Source organism: Nocardia aurantia (genome assembly GCF_009604425.1).
GTDB lineage: Bacteria > Actinomycetota > Actinomycetes > Mycobacteriales > Mycobacteriaceae > Nocardia > Nocardia aurantia.
Genome location: NZ_WEGI01000009.1, coordinates 297,293 through 312,271, shown reverse-complemented (window position 1 = coordinate 312,271; position 14,979 = coordinate 297,293). Strand labels below are relative to the sequence as shown.

16 protein-coding genes are annotated in these 14,979 nt (G+C 70.3%); 6 read left to right on the top strand and 10 right to left on the bottom strand.

The genetic code is table 11. The features are described 5' to 3' along the window. Positions 1 to 53 precede the first annotated feature (53 nt). Positions 54 to 1,463, top strand: coding sequence for an MFS transporter (locus NRB56_RS21565; protein ID WP_153344930.1), 1,410 nt, complete (start codon positions 54 to 56; stop codon positions 1,461 to 1,463). A gap of 45 nt (positions 1,464 to 1,508) precedes the next feature. Here NRB56_RS21565 and NRB56_RS21560 read toward each other — a convergent pair whose 3' ends face one another. Continuing rightward, positions 1,509 to 1,727: a hypothetical protein gene (locus tag NRB56_RS21560; protein ID WP_153344928.1), complete on the bottom strand. Its 219-nt coding sequence runs from the start codon at positions 1,725 to 1,727 to the stop codon at positions 1,509 to 1,511. Between the two features lie 393 nt (positions 1,728 to 2,120). On the opposite strand from NRB56_RS21560, the gene NRB56_RS21555 reads away from it, so the two are divergent. From NRB56_RS21555 to NRB56_RS21545, 3 genes are all read left to right on the top strand, one after another. Then, positions 2,121 to 3,293: a cytochrome P450 gene (locus NRB56_RS21555; RefSeq protein WP_153345254.1), complete on the top strand. Its 1,173-nt coding sequence runs from the start codon at positions 2,121 to 2,123 to the stop codon at positions 3,291 to 3,293. A gap of 10 nt (positions 3,294 to 3,303) precedes the next feature. Next, on the top strand, positions 3,304 to 3,501 hold the full coding sequence (locus NRB56_RS21550) for a ferredoxin (RefSeq protein ID WP_319943314.1): 198 nt from the start codon (positions 3,304 to 3,306) through the stop codon (positions 3,499 to 3,501). A 137-nt stretch (positions 3,502 to 3,638) separates the two neighbouring features. Beyond that, positions 3,639 to 5,357: a DUF3556 domain-containing protein gene (locus NRB56_RS21545; protein ID WP_153344926.1), complete on the top strand. Its 1,719-nt coding sequence runs from the start codon at positions 3,639 to 3,641 to the stop codon at positions 5,355 to 5,357. A gap of 4 nt (positions 5,358 to 5,361) precedes the next feature. Here NRB56_RS21545 and NRB56_RS21540 read toward each other — a convergent pair whose 3' ends face one another. The 5 genes from NRB56_RS21540 to NRB56_RS21520 all read right to left on the bottom strand — a co-directional run bounded on the left by NRB56_RS21540 (position 5,362) and on the right by NRB56_RS21520 (position 9,968). Further along, on the bottom strand, positions 5,362 to 6,072 hold the full coding sequence (locus tag NRB56_RS21540) for an SDR family oxidoreductase (protein ID WP_406603513.1): 711 nt from the start codon (positions 6,070 to 6,072) through the stop codon (positions 5,362 to 5,364). Positions 6,073 to 6,385: 313 nt separating this feature from the next. Continuing rightward, positions 6,386 to 7,582, bottom strand: coding sequence for an NADH:flavin oxidoreductase (locus NRB56_RS21535; RefSeq protein ID WP_153344924.1), 1,197 nt, complete (start codon positions 7,580 to 7,582; stop codon positions 6,386 to 6,388). Next, entirely contained in the window at positions 7,579 to 8,169 is a 591-nt protein-coding gene (locus tag NRB56_RS21530) for a TetR/AcrR family transcriptional regulator (RefSeq protein ID WP_153344922.1), read from the bottom strand. Before NRB56_RS21530 ends, NRB56_RS21535 begins: the two co-directional genes overlap by 4 nt. A 72-nt stretch (positions 8,170 to 8,241) precedes the next feature. Continuing rightward, the gene (locus NRB56_RS21525; RefSeq protein WP_153344920.1) at positions 8,242 to 9,162 is read right to left on the bottom strand and encodes a TIGR03619 family F420-dependent LLM class oxidoreductase; all 921 of its coding nucleotides are present in this window, start codon (positions 9,160 to 9,162) and stop codon (positions 8,242 to 8,244) included. Next, positions 9,159 to 9,968: an enoyl-CoA hydratase/isomerase family protein gene (locus tag NRB56_RS21520; RefSeq protein WP_153344918.1), complete on the bottom strand. Its 810-nt coding sequence runs from the start codon at positions 9,966 to 9,968 to the stop codon at positions 9,159 to 9,161. The genes NRB56_RS21525 and NRB56_RS21520 overlap by 4 nt, the downstream gene beginning before the upstream one ends. 123 nt (positions 9,969 to 10,091) lie before the next feature. Between NRB56_RS21520 and NRB56_RS21515 the strand changes: the two genes are divergently transcribed. Then, positions 10,092 to 10,523 carry a nuclear transport factor 2 family protein gene (locus tag NRB56_RS21515; protein WP_153344916.1) on the top strand — a complete coding sequence of 144 codons (432 nt, stop codon included), beginning with the start codon at positions 10,092 to 10,094 and terminating at the stop codon, positions 10,521 to 10,523. Between the two features lie 57 nt (positions 10,524 to 10,580). Here NRB56_RS21515 and NRB56_RS21510 read toward each other — a convergent pair whose 3' ends face one another. After that, positions 10,581 to 10,949, bottom strand: coding sequence for a hypothetical protein (locus NRB56_RS21510; protein WP_153344914.1), 369 nt, complete (start codon positions 10,947 to 10,949; stop codon positions 10,581 to 10,583). A gap of 212 nt (positions 10,950 to 11,161) precedes the next feature. Between NRB56_RS21510 and NRB56_RS21505 the strand changes: the two genes are divergently transcribed. Further along, positions 11,162 to 12,070, top strand: coding sequence for an alpha/beta hydrolase (locus tag NRB56_RS21505; RefSeq protein WP_227838102.1), 909 nt, complete (start codon positions 11,162 to 11,164; stop codon positions 12,068 to 12,070). 41 nt (positions 12,071 to 12,111) lie between these two features. Here NRB56_RS21505 and NRB56_RS40205 read toward each other — a convergent pair whose 3' ends face one another. From NRB56_RS40205 to NRB56_RS21490, 3 genes are all read right to left on the bottom strand, one after another. After that, positions 12,112 to 12,963, bottom strand: a complete 852-nt coding sequence (locus NRB56_RS40205; RefSeq protein WP_319943313.1) for a nuclear transport factor 2 family protein — start codon at positions 12,961 to 12,963, stop codon at positions 12,112 to 12,114. 138 nt (positions 12,964 to 13,101) lie between these two features. After that, a complete protein-coding gene (locus NRB56_RS40200) occupies positions 13,102 to 14,118 on the bottom strand; it encodes a ketopantoate reductase family protein (RefSeq protein WP_319943312.1) in 1,017 nt (338 codons plus the stop codon). Between the two features lie 116 nt (positions 14,119 to 14,234). Beyond that, positions 14,235 to 14,978, bottom strand: a complete 744-nt coding sequence (locus NRB56_RS21490) for a DUF1684 domain-containing protein (protein ID WP_319943311.1) — start codon at positions 14,976 to 14,978, stop codon at positions 14,235 to 14,237. Between the last annotated feature and the right edge of the window lies 1 nt (position 14,979).

Genomic DNA, 14,979 nt, shown 5'->3' with positions numbered 1-14,979 from the left:
GTACCCATCGCCGGGAGTGGTTGCCGGGCGGCGGCGGGCGGAGTGTCACAGACATGACCATCGACTCTCTCGCCGTCACCGACATCGCACCGGAGCCCTCCGTCCGGCCGCGCGATCGGATGGCGCTGCTCGTGCTGCTGACCGCGAGTTTCACACTCGCCGTGGACTTCTCGATACTCAATGTGGCGCTGCCACGGATCGGCGCGGACGTCGGGTTCGGCCTGGCCGATCTGCAGTGGATCGCCACGGCGTTCGCGGTGTGCGCGGCCGGGTTCACCCTGTTCTTCGGGCGGCTGGCGGATCTGTTCGGGCGCCGGCGGCAGTTCCTCGCCGGGATGGCGGTGCTGGGGGTGGCCTCGCTGGCGGGCGGGCTCGCCACGACGCCGTGGGTGCTGCTGCTCGCCCGGGTGGTCCAGGGGCTGGCCACCGCCGCGGTGACGCCGGCCGCGTTGTCACTGCTCACCACGTCGTTCCCGGAGGGGCGGTTGCGGGAGCGGGCGCTCGGGCTCAACGGGGCGCTGATGGCGGCCGGGTTCACCACCGGGGCGATCCTGGGCGGTCTGCTGACCGATCTGATCAGCTGGCGGTGGGCGTTCTTCGTCAACGTCGTGGTCGCGGTGGCCGTGCTGGTGGCCGGGCCGATGGTGTTGCGGGAGAACCGTTCCGAGGTGCGGCTGCGGCTGGACGCGCCGGGGGCGATCGCGGTGACGCTGGCACTGGTGGCCGGCGTGTACGGGCTCACCCAGGCGGGCCAGCACTCCTGGGGTGATCCGCGGAGCTGGGGGTTCCTGCTCGCGGCCGTGGTGCTGCTGATCGTGTTCGCGGGGATCGAACGCAGCGTGGCGCAGCCGCTGGTGCCGCCGATGTTGTTGCGCCGCCGCGGCATCGGGTGGGGCAATCCGGCCGGCATACTGGCCTTCGCGACCGAGACGTCGGTGGTCTTCCTGCTCACGCTGTATCTGCAGAATGCGCGCGGGTTCACCCCGTTGCAGGCGGGGCTGACCTTCGCGGTGATGGGGCTCGGCACCGTGCTCGGCGGGATCGCGGGGCCGCGGGTGATCGGCCGGATCGGCGGAAAGTACGCGGTGGCAGCCGGTTTCGTGGTGCAGGCGGCGGCGACGCTGCCGCTGGTGTTCCTGGATTCACTGCCGGGCTGGTTCGTGGTGCTGCTGGCGGCGACCTTCGCCGGTGGGGTGGCGAATCTGGTGGCGATCGTGGGATTCATGGTGACCGCCACCTCGGGGCTGCCCGATTCCGAACAAGGGCTGGCGACCGGGCTGGCCACGATGAGTCAGCAGATCGGCATCACGCTGGGCACGCCGATCATGTCGGCCGTGGTCACCGCGGCGGGCGGCGGCATCGCGCACGGCGTCGCCACGGCGCTGGCCGTCAACGCCGTCGCCTGCCTGGTGGCCGGGGTGCTGTTCGCGGTCACACTGCCGGGTTCGGGCGCCCGCGCCTGATCCGGTTCGCCGTGCCGGCGACTGTGGGTGTGGTGGCCGCGGCCGTCACAGCCACAGTCGCCGGCACGGCAGCAGGGGGAGGTCGCCGCCCAGGTCGCCATCGATCGTCACGACCGCGCCGGTCCGAGCGATCGCCGCGGCGAACCGGGCGGCGACGTCACGTTCGTCCTGATAGTCGACCTCCACCGGCGGGCTGGCGAAACTCACGTGGATGTGGCACGGATCCGGTTTCGTCTCGACGCCGTCGTCGTTGACCGCAGGCATGTCGTCGGTTCCCAACTATCGTCCGGCGGCCGCCGCCCGTGGGGGCGGTGTCGGCCGATACTTCGTGTCTCACAGGATGACCGGAATGCACGTGCACGGCATCCGTAGTCACGCATACCGACCGCTTAGGTATATCGGCCACGAGCCCGCAACAAACCGACCGGACGGCCGCCGGAGCGAATTCCACCGAGCCGGTCCGCGACCGTCCGGCAACGTATTGTGGCCTGGCCCTTGGCAATCCGAGCCGCTCCGGGCAACCGGCCGCGCGCACGACGGCGGTCCACAGATCGTTGCTCAGGGGAACGAAAGAGTTCTATCCTGGTCGGGTTAGTGAACGTTTGTTTGGTAACAACTCTGGGGGTCGCCGTGACCGAAACCCTTCCCACCTATCCCATGTCGCGGGCGCAGGACCGCCCGTTCGATCCGCCGCCGCCGCTGCGCGAGGCCGAATCCGTCAGCCGGGTCCGCATCTGGAACGGCGAGACACCGTGGCTGGTAACCGGATACGAGACGCAGCGCAGCGTGCTGGCCGATCAGCGGTTCAGCGCCGACGCGCTGAAACCCGGATTCCCGCACCAGTCCGCCTCGTCCGCGCAGCGCCGCCGCGACTCCCGGCCGTTCATCGTGCTGGACGATCCGGAACACGCGCGGCTGCGAAAGATGTTGACCCGCAACTTCATGATCAAGCGCATCGACGCGCTGCGACCACGGGTGCAGCAGATCGCCGACGAGCTGATCGATGCGCTGCTGGCGGGCCCGAAACCCGCGGATCTGGTGCGCGCCTTCGCCTTACCGGTCCCCTCGCTGGTGATCTGTGAACTGCTCGGGGTGCCGTACGCGGATCACGAGTTCTTCCAGGCGTGCAGCCGCAAGCTCATCTCCCGTGAGTCGTCGGTCGACGAGACGCTGGCGGCGAGCGACGAATTGCGTTCGTATCTGAAGGATCTCGTCGCCGTCAAACAGCAGGCGCCGACCGAGGACATGCTCGGCTCGCTGGTCGCCGGGCAGCTCGCCGCCGGCGAGCTCACCGTCGACGAGGTGGTGGACATGGGCGTGCTCATGCTGATCGCCGGGCACGAGACCACCGCCAACATGATCGGCCTGGGCACGCTGGCGCTGCTGCGGCATCCGGATCAGCTGGCCGCGCTGCGTGATACGCCGGATCCGGCGCTGATCGCGAACGCGGTCGAGGAGCTGCTGCGTTACCTGACCATCGTGCACTCCGGCCGGCGCCGCGTGGCCACCGAGGACGTCGAGGTGGGCGGGCAGCTGGTGCGGGCCGGGGAGGGCATCATCCTCGCCAACGACGCGGGCAATCGGGACGCCGGGGCGTTCCCCGATCCCGATCGGCTCGACATCCGCCGCCAGGCCCGGCATCACGTGGCCTTCGGGTACGGCGTGCACCAGTGCCTCGGCCAGCCGCTGGCCCGGATGGAGTTGCAGGTCGTCTACGGCACGCTGTATCGCCGGATACCCGCACTGCGCCTCGCGGTTCCGTTCGAGGAGGTCGAGTTCAAGCACGACATGATCGTGTACGGCGTCCATGCCCTGCCCGTGACCTGGTGAGGAGGCCCTCGTGAAAGTTGTTGTGGATCAAGACAAGTGCATCGGTTCGGGACAGTGTGTGCTGGCCGCCGCGGACGTGTTCGACCAGCGCGACGACGACGCGATCGTGGTGCTGCTACAGGAGAATCCGGCCGCCGACCGGGACGAGGACGTGCGCCAGGCGGCGCGGCTGTGCCCCGCCCTGGCCATCGAACTCGACGAATCGTGAGCGGTGCCGGGATCCGGCGTGCGACCGGATCCCGGACCGGCTCCTCTATCACGTGATTGACAGCACCGGCGGCGGATGTCACCGTATCCGGACCGGCTGCCGCATCGGGGCGTGACGCCGGGGACGGAGGCGTTCCGATGGGTTTTCTCGAGCCCGAACTGCCCACGCTGGATCTGGCGGAGTGGTCGAAAGGCTCACGCGGGGAACGGATCCGGCCGATGGCTCGGCACTGGGCCGAGGTCGGCTTCGGCACACCGGTGGTGCTGCACCTGTTCTACGTGGCCAAGATCGGCCTCTATCTGCTCGGCGGCTGGCTGATCGCGGGCAGTACGCCGGGCCTGGGCGGGCCGACGGCGATCGGGTCGTGGTGGTCGGAGCCGATCGTCTTCGAGAAGATCGTGCTGTACACCATGCTTTTCGAGGTGATCGGGCTGGGCTGCGGGTTCGGGCCGCTGAACAACCGGTATCTCCCGCCGATGGGGTCCGCCCTGTACTGGCTGCGGCCCCACACGATCCGGCTGCCACCGTGGCCGCGGCGGGTTCCGTTCACCTCCGGCGACGATCGGACGCCGGTGGACGTCGCGCTCTACGCCGCGGTCCTGCTGGCGATCTGCTGGGCGCTGGGATCCGGTGGGACCGGGCCGAATCCGGTGTCGCAGCACGGCGCCGGGCTGTTGCCGCGCTGGGAGATCGTGCTGATCCTCGTGCTGCTGGCGGTGGCCGGGCTGCGCGACAAGGTGATCTTCCTGGCCGCGCGCGGCGAGGTCTACGCGACGCTGACGGTCACCTTCCTGTTCGGCGGCGCCGACACCGTGATCGCGGCGAAGCTGATCTTCGTCGTGATCTGGATGGGCGCGGCGACCTCGAAGCTGAACCGGCACTTCCCCTTCGTGGTCTCGACGATGATGTCCAACAGTCCGGTGATGCGGACCCGGGCGCTCAAACGCCGGTTCTTCGAACGCTTTCCGGACGATCTGCGGCCGGGCCGGTGGTCTCGGGTGGTCGCGCACGTCTCCACCGCCGTCGAGATGACCGGTGGCGTCGTGCTGATCTGTTCCGGCGGCGGGCCGGTGACCACGGTGGCGGCGACGGTGCTGGTGTGCTTCCATCTGGCGATCCTCACCGCGATCCCGATGGGGGTGCCGCTGGAGTGGAACGTCTTCATGATCTTCGGCGTGCTCACGCTGTTCGTCGCGCACGCGGACCTGCGGCCCTGGAATCTGGAACATCCCGCGCCGGCCGTGCTCCCGGCGGTGCTGGCCGCCGCGGTCGTGACCGCCGGGAATCTGTTCCCGCGCACGGTTTCCTTCCTGCCCGGCATGCGGTACTACGCCGGGAACTGGGACACCACACTGTGGTGCGTGCGGCCGTCGGCGGCGCGGAAGATCGACGAGCACGTGGTGGCGATCGCGAGCATGCCGCAGGCGCAGCTGGAACGGATGTACGGCCGGGATCGCGCGGTGATCCCGCTGTATCTGGGATACGCGTTCCGCGCGATGAATTCGCACGGGCGGGCGTTGTTCACACTGGTGCACCGGGCGGTGCCGGCCGGTCACGAGGACGAGTACACCGTCACCGACGGGGAACGGATCTGCGCCACCGCGATCGGCTGGAATTTCGGTGACGGGCATATGCACAACGAACAGTTGATCGCGGCCCTGCAACGGCGCTGCGGATTCGAGCCGGGCGAGGTCCGCGTGATCCTGCTCGACGCGCAGCCGATCCATCGGCAGACCCAGCGGTATCGCCTGATCGACGCGGCCACCGGCGAATTCGAGCGCGGCAGCGTCCGGGTGGCGGATCTGGTGACCCGCCAGCCCTGGGACGACGACGTGCCGGTCGAGGTGGATCGGTGACCGTTCAGCCCGCGGTCATACCGCCGTCGACGACGAATTCCGAACCGGTGCAATAGCTGGACTCGGCGCTCGCCAGGAAGACCACCATGCCGCTGACCTCCTCCGCCACCCCGAGCCGGGTGAGCGTGTTCGCGTCCCGGTCGGCGGTGGCGCCGACCGGCGCGCCGATCATCGGGGTGAGGATGCCGCCCGGGTGCACCGAATTCACCCGCACGCCATGGGGAGCCAGCTCCAGGGCGGCCGATTTGGTGAGGCCCCGCAGGCCGAATTTGGAGGCGGTGTAGGCGTGCATCCCGGCCACGCCCTGTAGGCCGGCGGCCGAGGAGATGTTGATCACCGCGGCGGGCCGTGCCGCCACCAGCGCGTCGCGAGCCGCGGTCAGGCCGAGGAACGGGCCGGTGAGATTGATCGAAAGTACCCGCTGCCACTGTTCTTCGGTGTAGGTGCCGAGTTCGCCGCCGTCGAGGACGCCGGCGTTGTTGACCAGTACGTCGAGCTTGCCGAACAGGTCGACCGTGCGGGTGACGGCAGCCGCCCAGTCGGCGGCCTTCGTGACGTCGAGATGGACGTAGGCGGCGTGCTCGCCGAGTTCGGCGGCCAGTTTCGCACCGGCCTCGGCGGCGATGTCGCCGAGGACCACCCGCGCACCCTCGGCGACGAAGGCCCGGGCGTGCGCCGCGCCCATCCCCGAGGCGCCGCCGCTGATGAGAGCCACGCGGCCGGCCAGTCTGCCACTCGCGCTGGGCTTTTCGGGTACGAGCGGGGCACCTGCGTGGTCACGCTGCGGCGCTTGTTCACTTGTGCTGGGCTCCCCGGGCGTGAACGGAATGCCCTCCCGGTCACGCTGCGGCGCTTGTCCACTTGTGCTGGGCTCCCCGGGCGTGAATAGAATGCCCTCCCGGTCACGCTGCGGCGCTTGCCCGCTCGTGCTGGGCTCCCCGGGCGTGAACAGAATGCCCTCCCGGTCACGCTCCGCTGCCGACTCGGGCGCTGGTCCATTCATGCTGGTTCCCTTCGTATCCCGGTCGTCAGGCCGGTTCCGCGGAGAGCGGTTCAGCCGGTTGGTCCGGCCGGAACACGCAGCGGGTGCGGGTGTAAATGGTCGGCATGCACGCGTTGCAGTGCACGCAGGCCGAACGCGTGGCGGCGTCGGATCGGATGCGGTGCAACAGATTCGGTTCCCGCAGCAGGGCCCGGCCCATCGCCACGAAGTCGAAGCCCTCGGCGCGGGCCAGTTCCATGGTTTCCAGATTCGTGATGCCGCCCAGCAGGACCAGTGGCATCGACAGCTCGCGGCGGTAGTGCCGGGCCCGCTCCAGCAGGAAGCCCTCGCGATACGGATACTCCTTCAGGAATTTCTTGCCCACCACGCGGAAGCCCAGGCGCGCCGGGGTGGGCAGCACCTTCGCGAACTCGGTGCGCGGCGCGTCGCCGTGGAACAACAGCATCGGATTCAACAGGGAACTGCCGGCGGTCAATTCGAGCGCGTCGAGGGCGCCGTCCGCCTCCAGCCAGGCCGCCACCTGCAGCGACTCCGGCACCTCCAGGCCGCCGCGCACGCCGTCGGTCATGTTCAGCTTCGCCGTCACCGCGAGCCGATCGCCGACGGCTTCCCTTACCGCCAGGGCGATCTCGCGGGCGAGTCGGGCCCGGTTGGCGGTGGAGCCGCCGTAGCGGTCCTTGCGGCGGTTCAGCTTCGGGCTGAGGAACGAGCTCACCAGATAGTTGTGGCCGAAATGGATTTCGACCGCGTCGAATCCGGCCTCGGCCGCCAGGCGCGCGGCGTTCGCGTGCGCGGCGACGACCTCGGCGATCTCGTGTTCGTCGGGAACTCGCATGCGGCTCATGGATAGTGGGCTGAACATCGGGCTCGGCGACAGGGCCGGAACGCGATTGGAGGCGGCGTTGGCGACCGGTCCGGCGTGGCCGATCTGCGCGCTCGCCGCGGCGCCCTCCGCGTGCACCGCGTCGGTCAGCCGGCGCAGGCCGGGCACCGCCTCGGGCCGCATCCAGATCTGGTGCCGGTCGGTGCGGCCGCCGGGGGCGACGGCGCAGTAGGCGACCGTGGTCATCCCGACTCCGCCGGCGGCGATCTCGCGATGGAAGTCGATCAGGTCGTCGGTGACCAGCGCGTCCGGGGTGCGGCCCTCGAAGGTCGCGGCCTTGAGCACGCGGTTGCGCAGCGTCACCGGGCCGAGCGTGGCCGGGTCGAAGATGTCGGTCATCGTATTTCTCCTGCCGATGCGGGTTGCGCCGCCGGGGCGGTCAGGCCGGCCACCACGAACCCGCGCAGCGTGGCGAGCATGTCCGGCGAGAGCTGTCGTTCCGCCGCTCCGGCCTGGCCGAAGCGCATGATGATCAGGTCGAAGGCCAGCATCCAGCGACGCCGGCCGGTTGCCTCGTCCAGGCCCGGGAGCAGGTCCGCCCAGGAGTCGAGCCGGAACCAGGGGCCGTGGAATCCGGTGACCCGGCGGCCCGGCACGAAGCGGGCCAGCAGCCGCAGATGCAACCGGCCGGTGGGATCGGCGGCGAGTTCCACGAACGGGGCCAGCACGGCGTCGACGATGTCCTCGATCGTGCCGCGGCCGGCCGCCACGGCCAGCCGGTCGGCCCACAGGGGGCCGAGCCGAGCCTCCAGCAGCGCCGCGACCAGCGCCTCCTTGGAGCCGAAATGGTAGTGCACCGCAGCGGGGTTGGCACCGGCCGCGGCGCAGATCGCGCGGACGGACACCTCGTCGTAGGGCGCGGTCCGCAGCAGGGTCTCCGCGGCGGACAGGAGTCTGTCGCGGGTGCCCGGGACGGTGTCGGCCATGCCAGAAGTAGAACACGTTCCCATCGTCGTTTCAATCACTGATTGAAACGACGATGGGACGCGGGCGATCGGTCAGGCGATCGCGGGCATGATCTCCTCGGCCACCCACTGGGTGTAGTCGAAGTACTCGTCGAGGTGCCGCACGTCGGGGATCGGGACCGCGCTGATCGTCACGCCCAGTTCGGCGAACCAGCCCAGCCGGTCGATGATCTCCTGTTTCGTCATACCGGGCCGGGCGCGCGGATCCTCCTGCGCGACATGGCCTTCCCCGACCCGGGTGGTCGCGAAGCCGTAGCAGACATCGGTGAGCCCGCCGCTGTAGTCCGGCTGCGAGCGGATGTAGTCGAGCTTGGCGGGGATGTCCTCGGGCTTGGTGAGGAACGGCCACCAGCCCGAGGCGTACCGGGCGGCGCGGCGCAGCACCGGCGGAGCGTCGCCACCGAACCAGACCGGCGGATGCGGGGACTGCACCGGTTTCGGCTCGAACCGGACGTCCCGGAAGGAGACGAACTCGCCCTCGAACTCCGGCTCCTCGGCGGTCCACAGTTCGAGGATCGCCCGGATGTATTCCTCGCTGCGCGCGCCGCGTTCATCGAAGGGCACGCCGAGCGCCTCGAATTCCTCCGGCAGCCAGCCGACTCCGAAGGTGACGGTGACCCGGCCGCCGGACAGCCAGTCGATGCTCGCCAGCGTTTTCGCGGTGACGATCGGATGTTGCAGCGGCAGAATGGCGATGCAGGAGTTGACCCGGATGCGCTCGGTCGCGCCGGCCAGGTAGGCCATGGTCGGATAGGCGGCCATGTAGTGCGCGCCCGAACGCTCGACGTGCCCGGATGGGATCACGAAATGTTCGGGGACGCTGATCATCTCGTAGCCCAGCCGCTCCGCCCAGCGCGCGAGCCGGGCCTGGTCGGCGCCCGTCACGACCGATTCCCACGGCCGGCAGTTGGCCGGCAGCCGCAGCAGATGCGGCATCGGGAAGCCGAGTTTCATCCCCGCGCCTTCGGTTCCGGGCCGAGGTCGCGGGCCACGTCCTCGGGCACCCAGTTCGGCGCGCGCTTCTCCATGAACGCGCGCATGCCCTCGCGCGGCTCCGGCGACTCCTCCAGCGCCCAGAACATGGTCTGGTAATCGATGAATCCGTAGCGCTCGTTCAGCATTCGCTTCACGTGCATGCGCGCCATCGGCGGGGTCTGCAGGATCTCGCGGGCCGCCCGGATCGCTTCCTCCCGCAACGTCTCGTGCGGCACCACTCGCGAGATCACGCCCAGCCGAAGGGCTTCCGCGGCATCGAACTTGCGCGCGGACAGCAGCAGATCGCGCGCGGCGGCGATCCCCACATGGGCGGGCAGCACCGCGGCGTAGGTGGCATCGGGGATGCCGCGCAACAACTCCGGCACCCGGAAGGTGGCGCGGTCACTGGCCACGCAGATATCGGACAGCATGGCGATCAGCAGGCCGCCGGCCTGGCAGATGCCGTTCACCGCCGCGATGACCGGCGCCCGGCTGTCGCGAATGTTCAGGAACGGCAGGATCTCCTGGCCGACGTCGGGCACCTCCGCGTCGCCGGGCTGCCGGCGGCCGCCGAGGTCACCACCCGGCGCGAACACGTCCCCGGTGCCGGTGATGATCAGCGCCGCCAGATCCGGATCGCTGTTGACCAGCCGGACCGCCTTCTTGATGCCGAAGTACATCGCCGGGGTCAGGGCGTTGCGCGCCTCGGGCCGGTCGATGACGCACCAGCCGATGGAACCCTGGCGCTCGAATCGGAGGCCGGCGGCGCCGAGATCGTCTCCCATGATGTCTTCCTCTCCCGGTCTCCCACGACGGCGTGACCGGCCGTGCCGTGATTGACTCGCGATGATTAATCCGCTCTCATTAATACAGTATCGCGTTCTGATTTCAGAGAATCGAGTTTCCCTATGCAGCATGTCATCGACCGGCTGGAGATCCAGGAGCTGCTGGCCCGATACGCGCGGGCCGTCGACACCAAGGACTGGGAGCTGCTGCGGACGGTGTTCACCCCGGACGCCGACATCGACCTGCCCACCTCGGGCGAGAAGCCGGCCGGTTCGCGCGACGATCTGGTCGCCTGGTGGGCGGCCAGCCTGGACCACGTGCCGATGACACAGCACCTGATCACGAACGTGGAGATCGACCTCGACGGCGACCGCGCGACGGTGCGCGCCCTGTTCTTCAACCCGATGCGGCTGCCCGGGAACGACGAGCTCAGCTACTGCGGCGGCCACTACTACCACGAGGTCGTGCGGACCGTGGACGGGTGGAAGAGCGCGAAGATGGTCGACACGATCGTCTGGTTCGCCAACCGCCCGCCCGCGCCGGCTCGCAACTGACGACCGACAGCGCCGGGCGTGCGGATCGCACGCCGGGCGCCGCCGGTATCCACGCCGCTAGCAGGCGTTGTTCATCTTGCCGATGGCGCTGTAGATCGCGCCCGCGCCGTCCGGACCGGTGGCGTTCTCGAGGGCGCTGGCCAGCCCCTCGATATCGGCCGCGGCCTCCGGCGAGCTGACCTGGCCCTCCTTGGCGCGCAGGTTGGCGACATAGTTGGCCATCGTCGCCGCGGCCTCGTCCGGCGGCGCGGACTGCAAGGGCGCCAGCGTGCCGACGACGGACCCGGCGATCTGCTTCAGGACGGCACAGTCACTCGACGGAATATCGGCGTGGACCAGCGGCGCGGCGGCGGCGGTGGTCCAACCGGCGCCGACCGCGGTCGCCGCGGCGAACAAGACGGCGAGGACAACGGGACGAATCTTCATTGACAGCTCCCTACTACGGGCTCGGAAACATGGAGAAGAGCGGCTGTCGGCGACGCTCGGCCGCGACCCGGGGCGCGGATGCGCCCTGTCGCGGTGGCCCAGGCCCACAGCCACATCGAGGTGGACAGAGCCGCCCGGTAGATCAGCACCGCTTGCGGTGACCGGCGGTCTGTGGTCTGGTCGAGCAAGAATACAGTTCGGCAGGAGTGAGAATGTCACTTTCGGATTTGGAGACGGCTATTTCGGGACATGTCCCTGTGCCGGTGGTCGCCGATGTCGGTGGCACCCCAATGTCGGGGCTGCTCGCGCCGGTGGCCGCGCCGCGAGCCGTCCTGGTCGCGGTGCACGGCGGCGGTACGACCTCGGCGTACTTCGACTGTCCCGGCCACCCGGAGCTGTCCCTGCTGCGACTGGCCACCCGGCTCGGCTACACGGTGCTGGCCCTGGACCGGCCCGGTTACGGCGCGTCGGCCGCGAACCCGGAGGGGCTCGCCGACCCGGCCCGGCGGGTGGACCTGGCCTTCGGCGCGATCGACGCGCATCTGGCCGGGCTGGACCGCGGCGCGGGGATCTTCCTCGTCGCCCATTCGGCCGGCAGCGAGATCGCGCTGCGTCTCGCGGCCGATCCGCGCGGCGCGAACCTGCTGGGCCTCGAGATCGGCGGCGCCGGGCGGGAACTGCGGCCGGAGGTGCAGGCGGACCTCGAGAACCGGGCGGTCGTGGTGGCGGGCCGGCCGCGCGTCCCCGCGCATTGGCTGTGGCTGCCGAACCGCTTGTATCCCCCGGACATCCTCGGCGGCAAGCCGATCGGCTCGCCGCGGCCGCCGCACGAGACCGATCCGGCCGCCTACTGGTCGAAGGACAGCTACGAGTCGCTGGCCGCCCGGGTGCGCGGACCCGTGCGGCTGACCGCGGGCGATCACGAGAGCGTCTGGCGCAACGACGCGGAACACCTGGCCGCGACCACCGCGGCCTTCACGAACGCACCCCGCACGATCGTCCACCTGCAGGCCGACGCCGGGCACAACCTCAGCATCGGCCACACCGCCCGGGCCTACCATCTTGGCCTGCTCGCCTTCGTGGCGGAATGCGTTGCGGGAGCGGAACTCCGGGCCGACTGAGGTGCGGCCGGACGGCCGGAATCCGCCCGGCCGCACCTCACTCAGCCCGCGGCCGGCGCCATGTCCATCCGCAGCCGGGTCAGTGCGGAAGACGCTATCCGCCAGCCGTTCCCGTCCTTGCGGTAGGTCTCGTGGTAGTGCCCGTAGCCGGTCAGCTGGGAGCCGTCGGCCCAGCGCACCAGATCGGCCATCGCCCACACGCCGGTGGCGGTCGTGGCCGAGGTCAGCTCGATCTCGGGGGTGTGCCCGTGGTGCACGGTGACCGCCTCGGCCAGGCCCGGTCGCAGGAAGGCGAGGAATTCGTCCGCGCCCTCGAAGCGCGGGCCGCCGGAGCCGCTGGTGTCGATCACCACGTCGTCGGTGAACACCGCGCGGAAACCGTTCCAGTCCTTGGTGTCCAGGGTCCGGAAGTAGCGGCCCTTCAGGGCCCGGATCGCCTCGATGTCGGCGGCCGGGTCCGGGCGGGCGGCGCCGCGGCCCTCGTTGCCGATCGTGTGCAGCAGCACCATGGTGTAGCGACGGCGGGCGATCCGCCAGCCCCGCGCGGTCTCGACCAGTTCGTCGTCGAAGAAGCCGACGGCGTGGCTGCCGGTCCGGCCGTCCGGGGTCATGACGACGGCGTCCACGTAGCAGCGGGCGGTGGCGCCGGATTCGCCGATCACGATGTCGCAGTTGGTGATCCGATGCACCGACGGACCGCAGTGGGAATGCACCAGCGCCCAGCGCTCGGTGAAGCCCTCTACATCGTGGAAGACGCCGATCTCGCCGTAGTCGGCGGTGCAGTCGTCGGTGAAGCAGGTGCGGAACAGGTCCCAGTCGCGCCGATCGACACTCGTGGCGTAGCGGATCAGGACGTCGGTGACGTCCGCGCGGATCTCGCGGTCGACCGTCATGTGGGACCCCTTTCGGCGGCGTTGCCCTGGCGAGCCGGCACCGACGCGCCCGCACAATTGCATTCTTCATGGCGAGAATGAAATTCTCAACAGCTGAGCGCGCACCGCCGCCGGGCGCACGCGATTCCGCTCGCCCGGTCAGTCGCCGGGGAGCTGCTCCACGAGCAGCTCCAGGCCCGGCTGCTCCAGCCCGCCACCGCGGCGGGCCGCCCGGCCGAGCAGTTGCTGCAGGCGCGTGTTGAGGGGCGCGTCGACGCCGTGCAGCCGGGCGAGCAGGGCGATCTCACCGTTGAGGTAGTCGGCCTCGTGACCGCCGGCACCGCGCGCGAAGCTCTGCCAGGTGGACTGGCGGTCGCGCTGTACGCCCGAACCGGCGCTGAAACTCTCCTGGTCCGGGTCGAGGATCAGGTCGCCGGTCTCGCGGTGCTCGATCCCGGCGGCGGCCAGCACCCGGCGCGCCTCGGCCGTCAGCGCGTCGCCGACGGCCTGTTTGACCGGCCGGTCGCCGGCCAGGACCTCGACGCCGTTGCGGACGCTGTGCAGGATCTTGGCCGCCTTGTACGCGCGGACGTCGGCGACGGGTTCGATGCCGAAGTTGGCGGCCCGCAGGTCGGCGACGAACGTCTTCAGCGCCTGCGCACCGGTGCCCGGATCACCGGCGGCCACCCCGGCGATCGCGGCGCCGATCGCCGGATACCCGCCGACCCGTACCTCGCCCACCCGGGCGTACTGGGCGGAGATCATGAAGACCGCGCCGATCACGGTGTCGAACCAGCGGGCCGCGGCGCGCTCGGCGTCCAGCCCGTTCTGCACGGTGACGATCGGCACCAGCTCGGCGGCCGGGCCGAGCACGCCGCCGCGCCGATCGGAGACGTCGCGCCAGGCCAGTTCGGCGGCCGCGCCGGCGACGTCCTGCGTCTTCACCGCGAGCACCAGGATGTCACCGAGGCGCAGGTTCAACTCGTCGCCGATCGCCGCCACCGGCAGCCGCACCTCCCGCGCCCCGGCGTGGGTGTGATACGACAACGGTTGCGCCGCAAGGTGTTCCAGGGTCGCGCCGCGGGCGATCAGCAGCACCTCGTGTCCCCGGTCGCCCAGCTCGACGGCCAGGCAGGCGCCCACGGCCCCGGCGCCCACGATCACGTATCGCGTCACAGCACACCTCCTCCGGCGCCCGGGGGCACCCTCCGGCACGGCTTCGCACCGCGCAGATCATCGATACACACCGATCGGTACTGCGAGTCCACCTCGGGACTCGGCAGCGCTCGGGCTCAGCCCACCCGGCGCAACCGCGATTCGCCGACGCGCACCGGCAGGTTCAGGCGGTTCTCGGCAGGCGGGAGCGGGCACAGATAGTGGTCGGTGAAGGTGCAGGGCGGGAGGTAGGCGCGGTTGAAGTCGGCGATCACGCGACCCTCGGCGTCCGGGGCGGGGACGGTCAGGAACCGGAAGTTCTGGGTCTCGTCGCCGACGGTGGTGTCGGAGAAGGTGATCTGCAACGAACCGTCCGCCGCGGCGGCGGCGTGGAACACGTGCTCTGTGCCGCCGATCGGCAGGCGGACGCGCACGCCGGTGTTGTCGCTGACGAAACCGTCGATGTGGTCCAATTTCAGTGAGTACGTATCGGTTTCGGCGATCTCGGCCGTGCCGGTGAGCACCCAGGCCGGATCGGGATCGAACGATTCGATGCGCTCGAGGGTGGTGCGGGTCGGCGCGGCCGGATCGAAGATCCGCAGCGCGAGGCGGCCCGCGCGGGCCAGCGCCACCAGAACCCGGTCGCCGAGCTCGTAGCGGTCGCCCGGCGACAGGTCGACGTGCAGGCCGGGGGCGGTGCCGAGGATCCTTCCGTCGACGGCGGCCCAGTCGCCGGGCAGGCCGTCGATCGGTTCGGGGGTGGCGTCGAGCCAGTGGGTGCCGATCAGGGCGGCGATGCCGTGCTCGGCGGTCGCCTGGGCGGTGCGCCGGTCGTGCCAGTCCTCCAGGTCGGCGAGCCAGGTGTCGGTGGTGGCGGTCACG

Coding starts and splice junctions, on each gene's coding strand:
- NRB56_RS21560 (WP_153344928.1), bottom strand. CDS start 1,727: ATGCCTGCGGTCAACGACGACGGCGTCGAGACGAAACCGGATCCGTGC.
- NRB56_RS21525 (WP_153344920.1), bottom strand. CDS start 9,162: ATGAAACTCGGCTTCCCGATGCCGCATCTGCTGCGGCTGCCGGCCAAC.
- NRB56_RS21530 (WP_153344922.1), bottom strand. CDS start 8,169: ATGGCCGACACCGTCCCGGGCACCCGCGACAGACTCCTGTCCGCCGCG.
- NRB56_RS21520 (WP_153344918.1), bottom strand. CDS start 9,968: ATGGGAGACGATCTCGGCGCCGCCGGCCTCCGATTCGAGCGCCAGGGT.
- NRB56_RS21535 (WP_153344924.1), bottom strand. CDS start 7,582: ATGACCGACATCTTCGACCCGGCCACGCTCGGCCCGGTGACGCTGCGC.
- NRB56_RS21565 (WP_153344930.1), top strand. CDS start 54: ATGACCATCGACTCTCTCGCCGTCACCGACATCGCACCGGAGCCCTCC.
- NRB56_RS21505 (WP_227838102.1), top strand. CDS start 11,162: ATGTCACTTTCGGATTTGGAGACGGCTATTTCGGGACATGTCCCTGTG.
- NRB56_RS21555 (WP_153345254.1), top strand. CDS start 2,121: ATGTCGCGGGCGCAGGACCGCCCGTTCGATCCGCCGCCGCCGCTGCGC.
- NRB56_RS21515 (WP_153344916.1), top strand. CDS start 10,092: ATGCAGCATGTCATCGACCGGCTGGAGATCCAGGAGCTGCTGGCCCGA.
- NRB56_RS40205 (WP_319943313.1), bottom strand. CDS start 12,963: ATGACGGTCGACCGCGAGATCCGCGCGGACGTCACCGACGTCCTGATC.
- NRB56_RS21510 (WP_153344914.1), bottom strand. CDS start 10,949: ATGAAGATTCGTCCCGTTGTCCTCGCCGTCTTGTTCGCCGCGGCGACC.
- NRB56_RS21545 (WP_153344926.1), top strand. CDS start 3,639: ATGGGTTTTCTCGAGCCCGAACTGCCCACGCTGGATCTGGCGGAGTGG.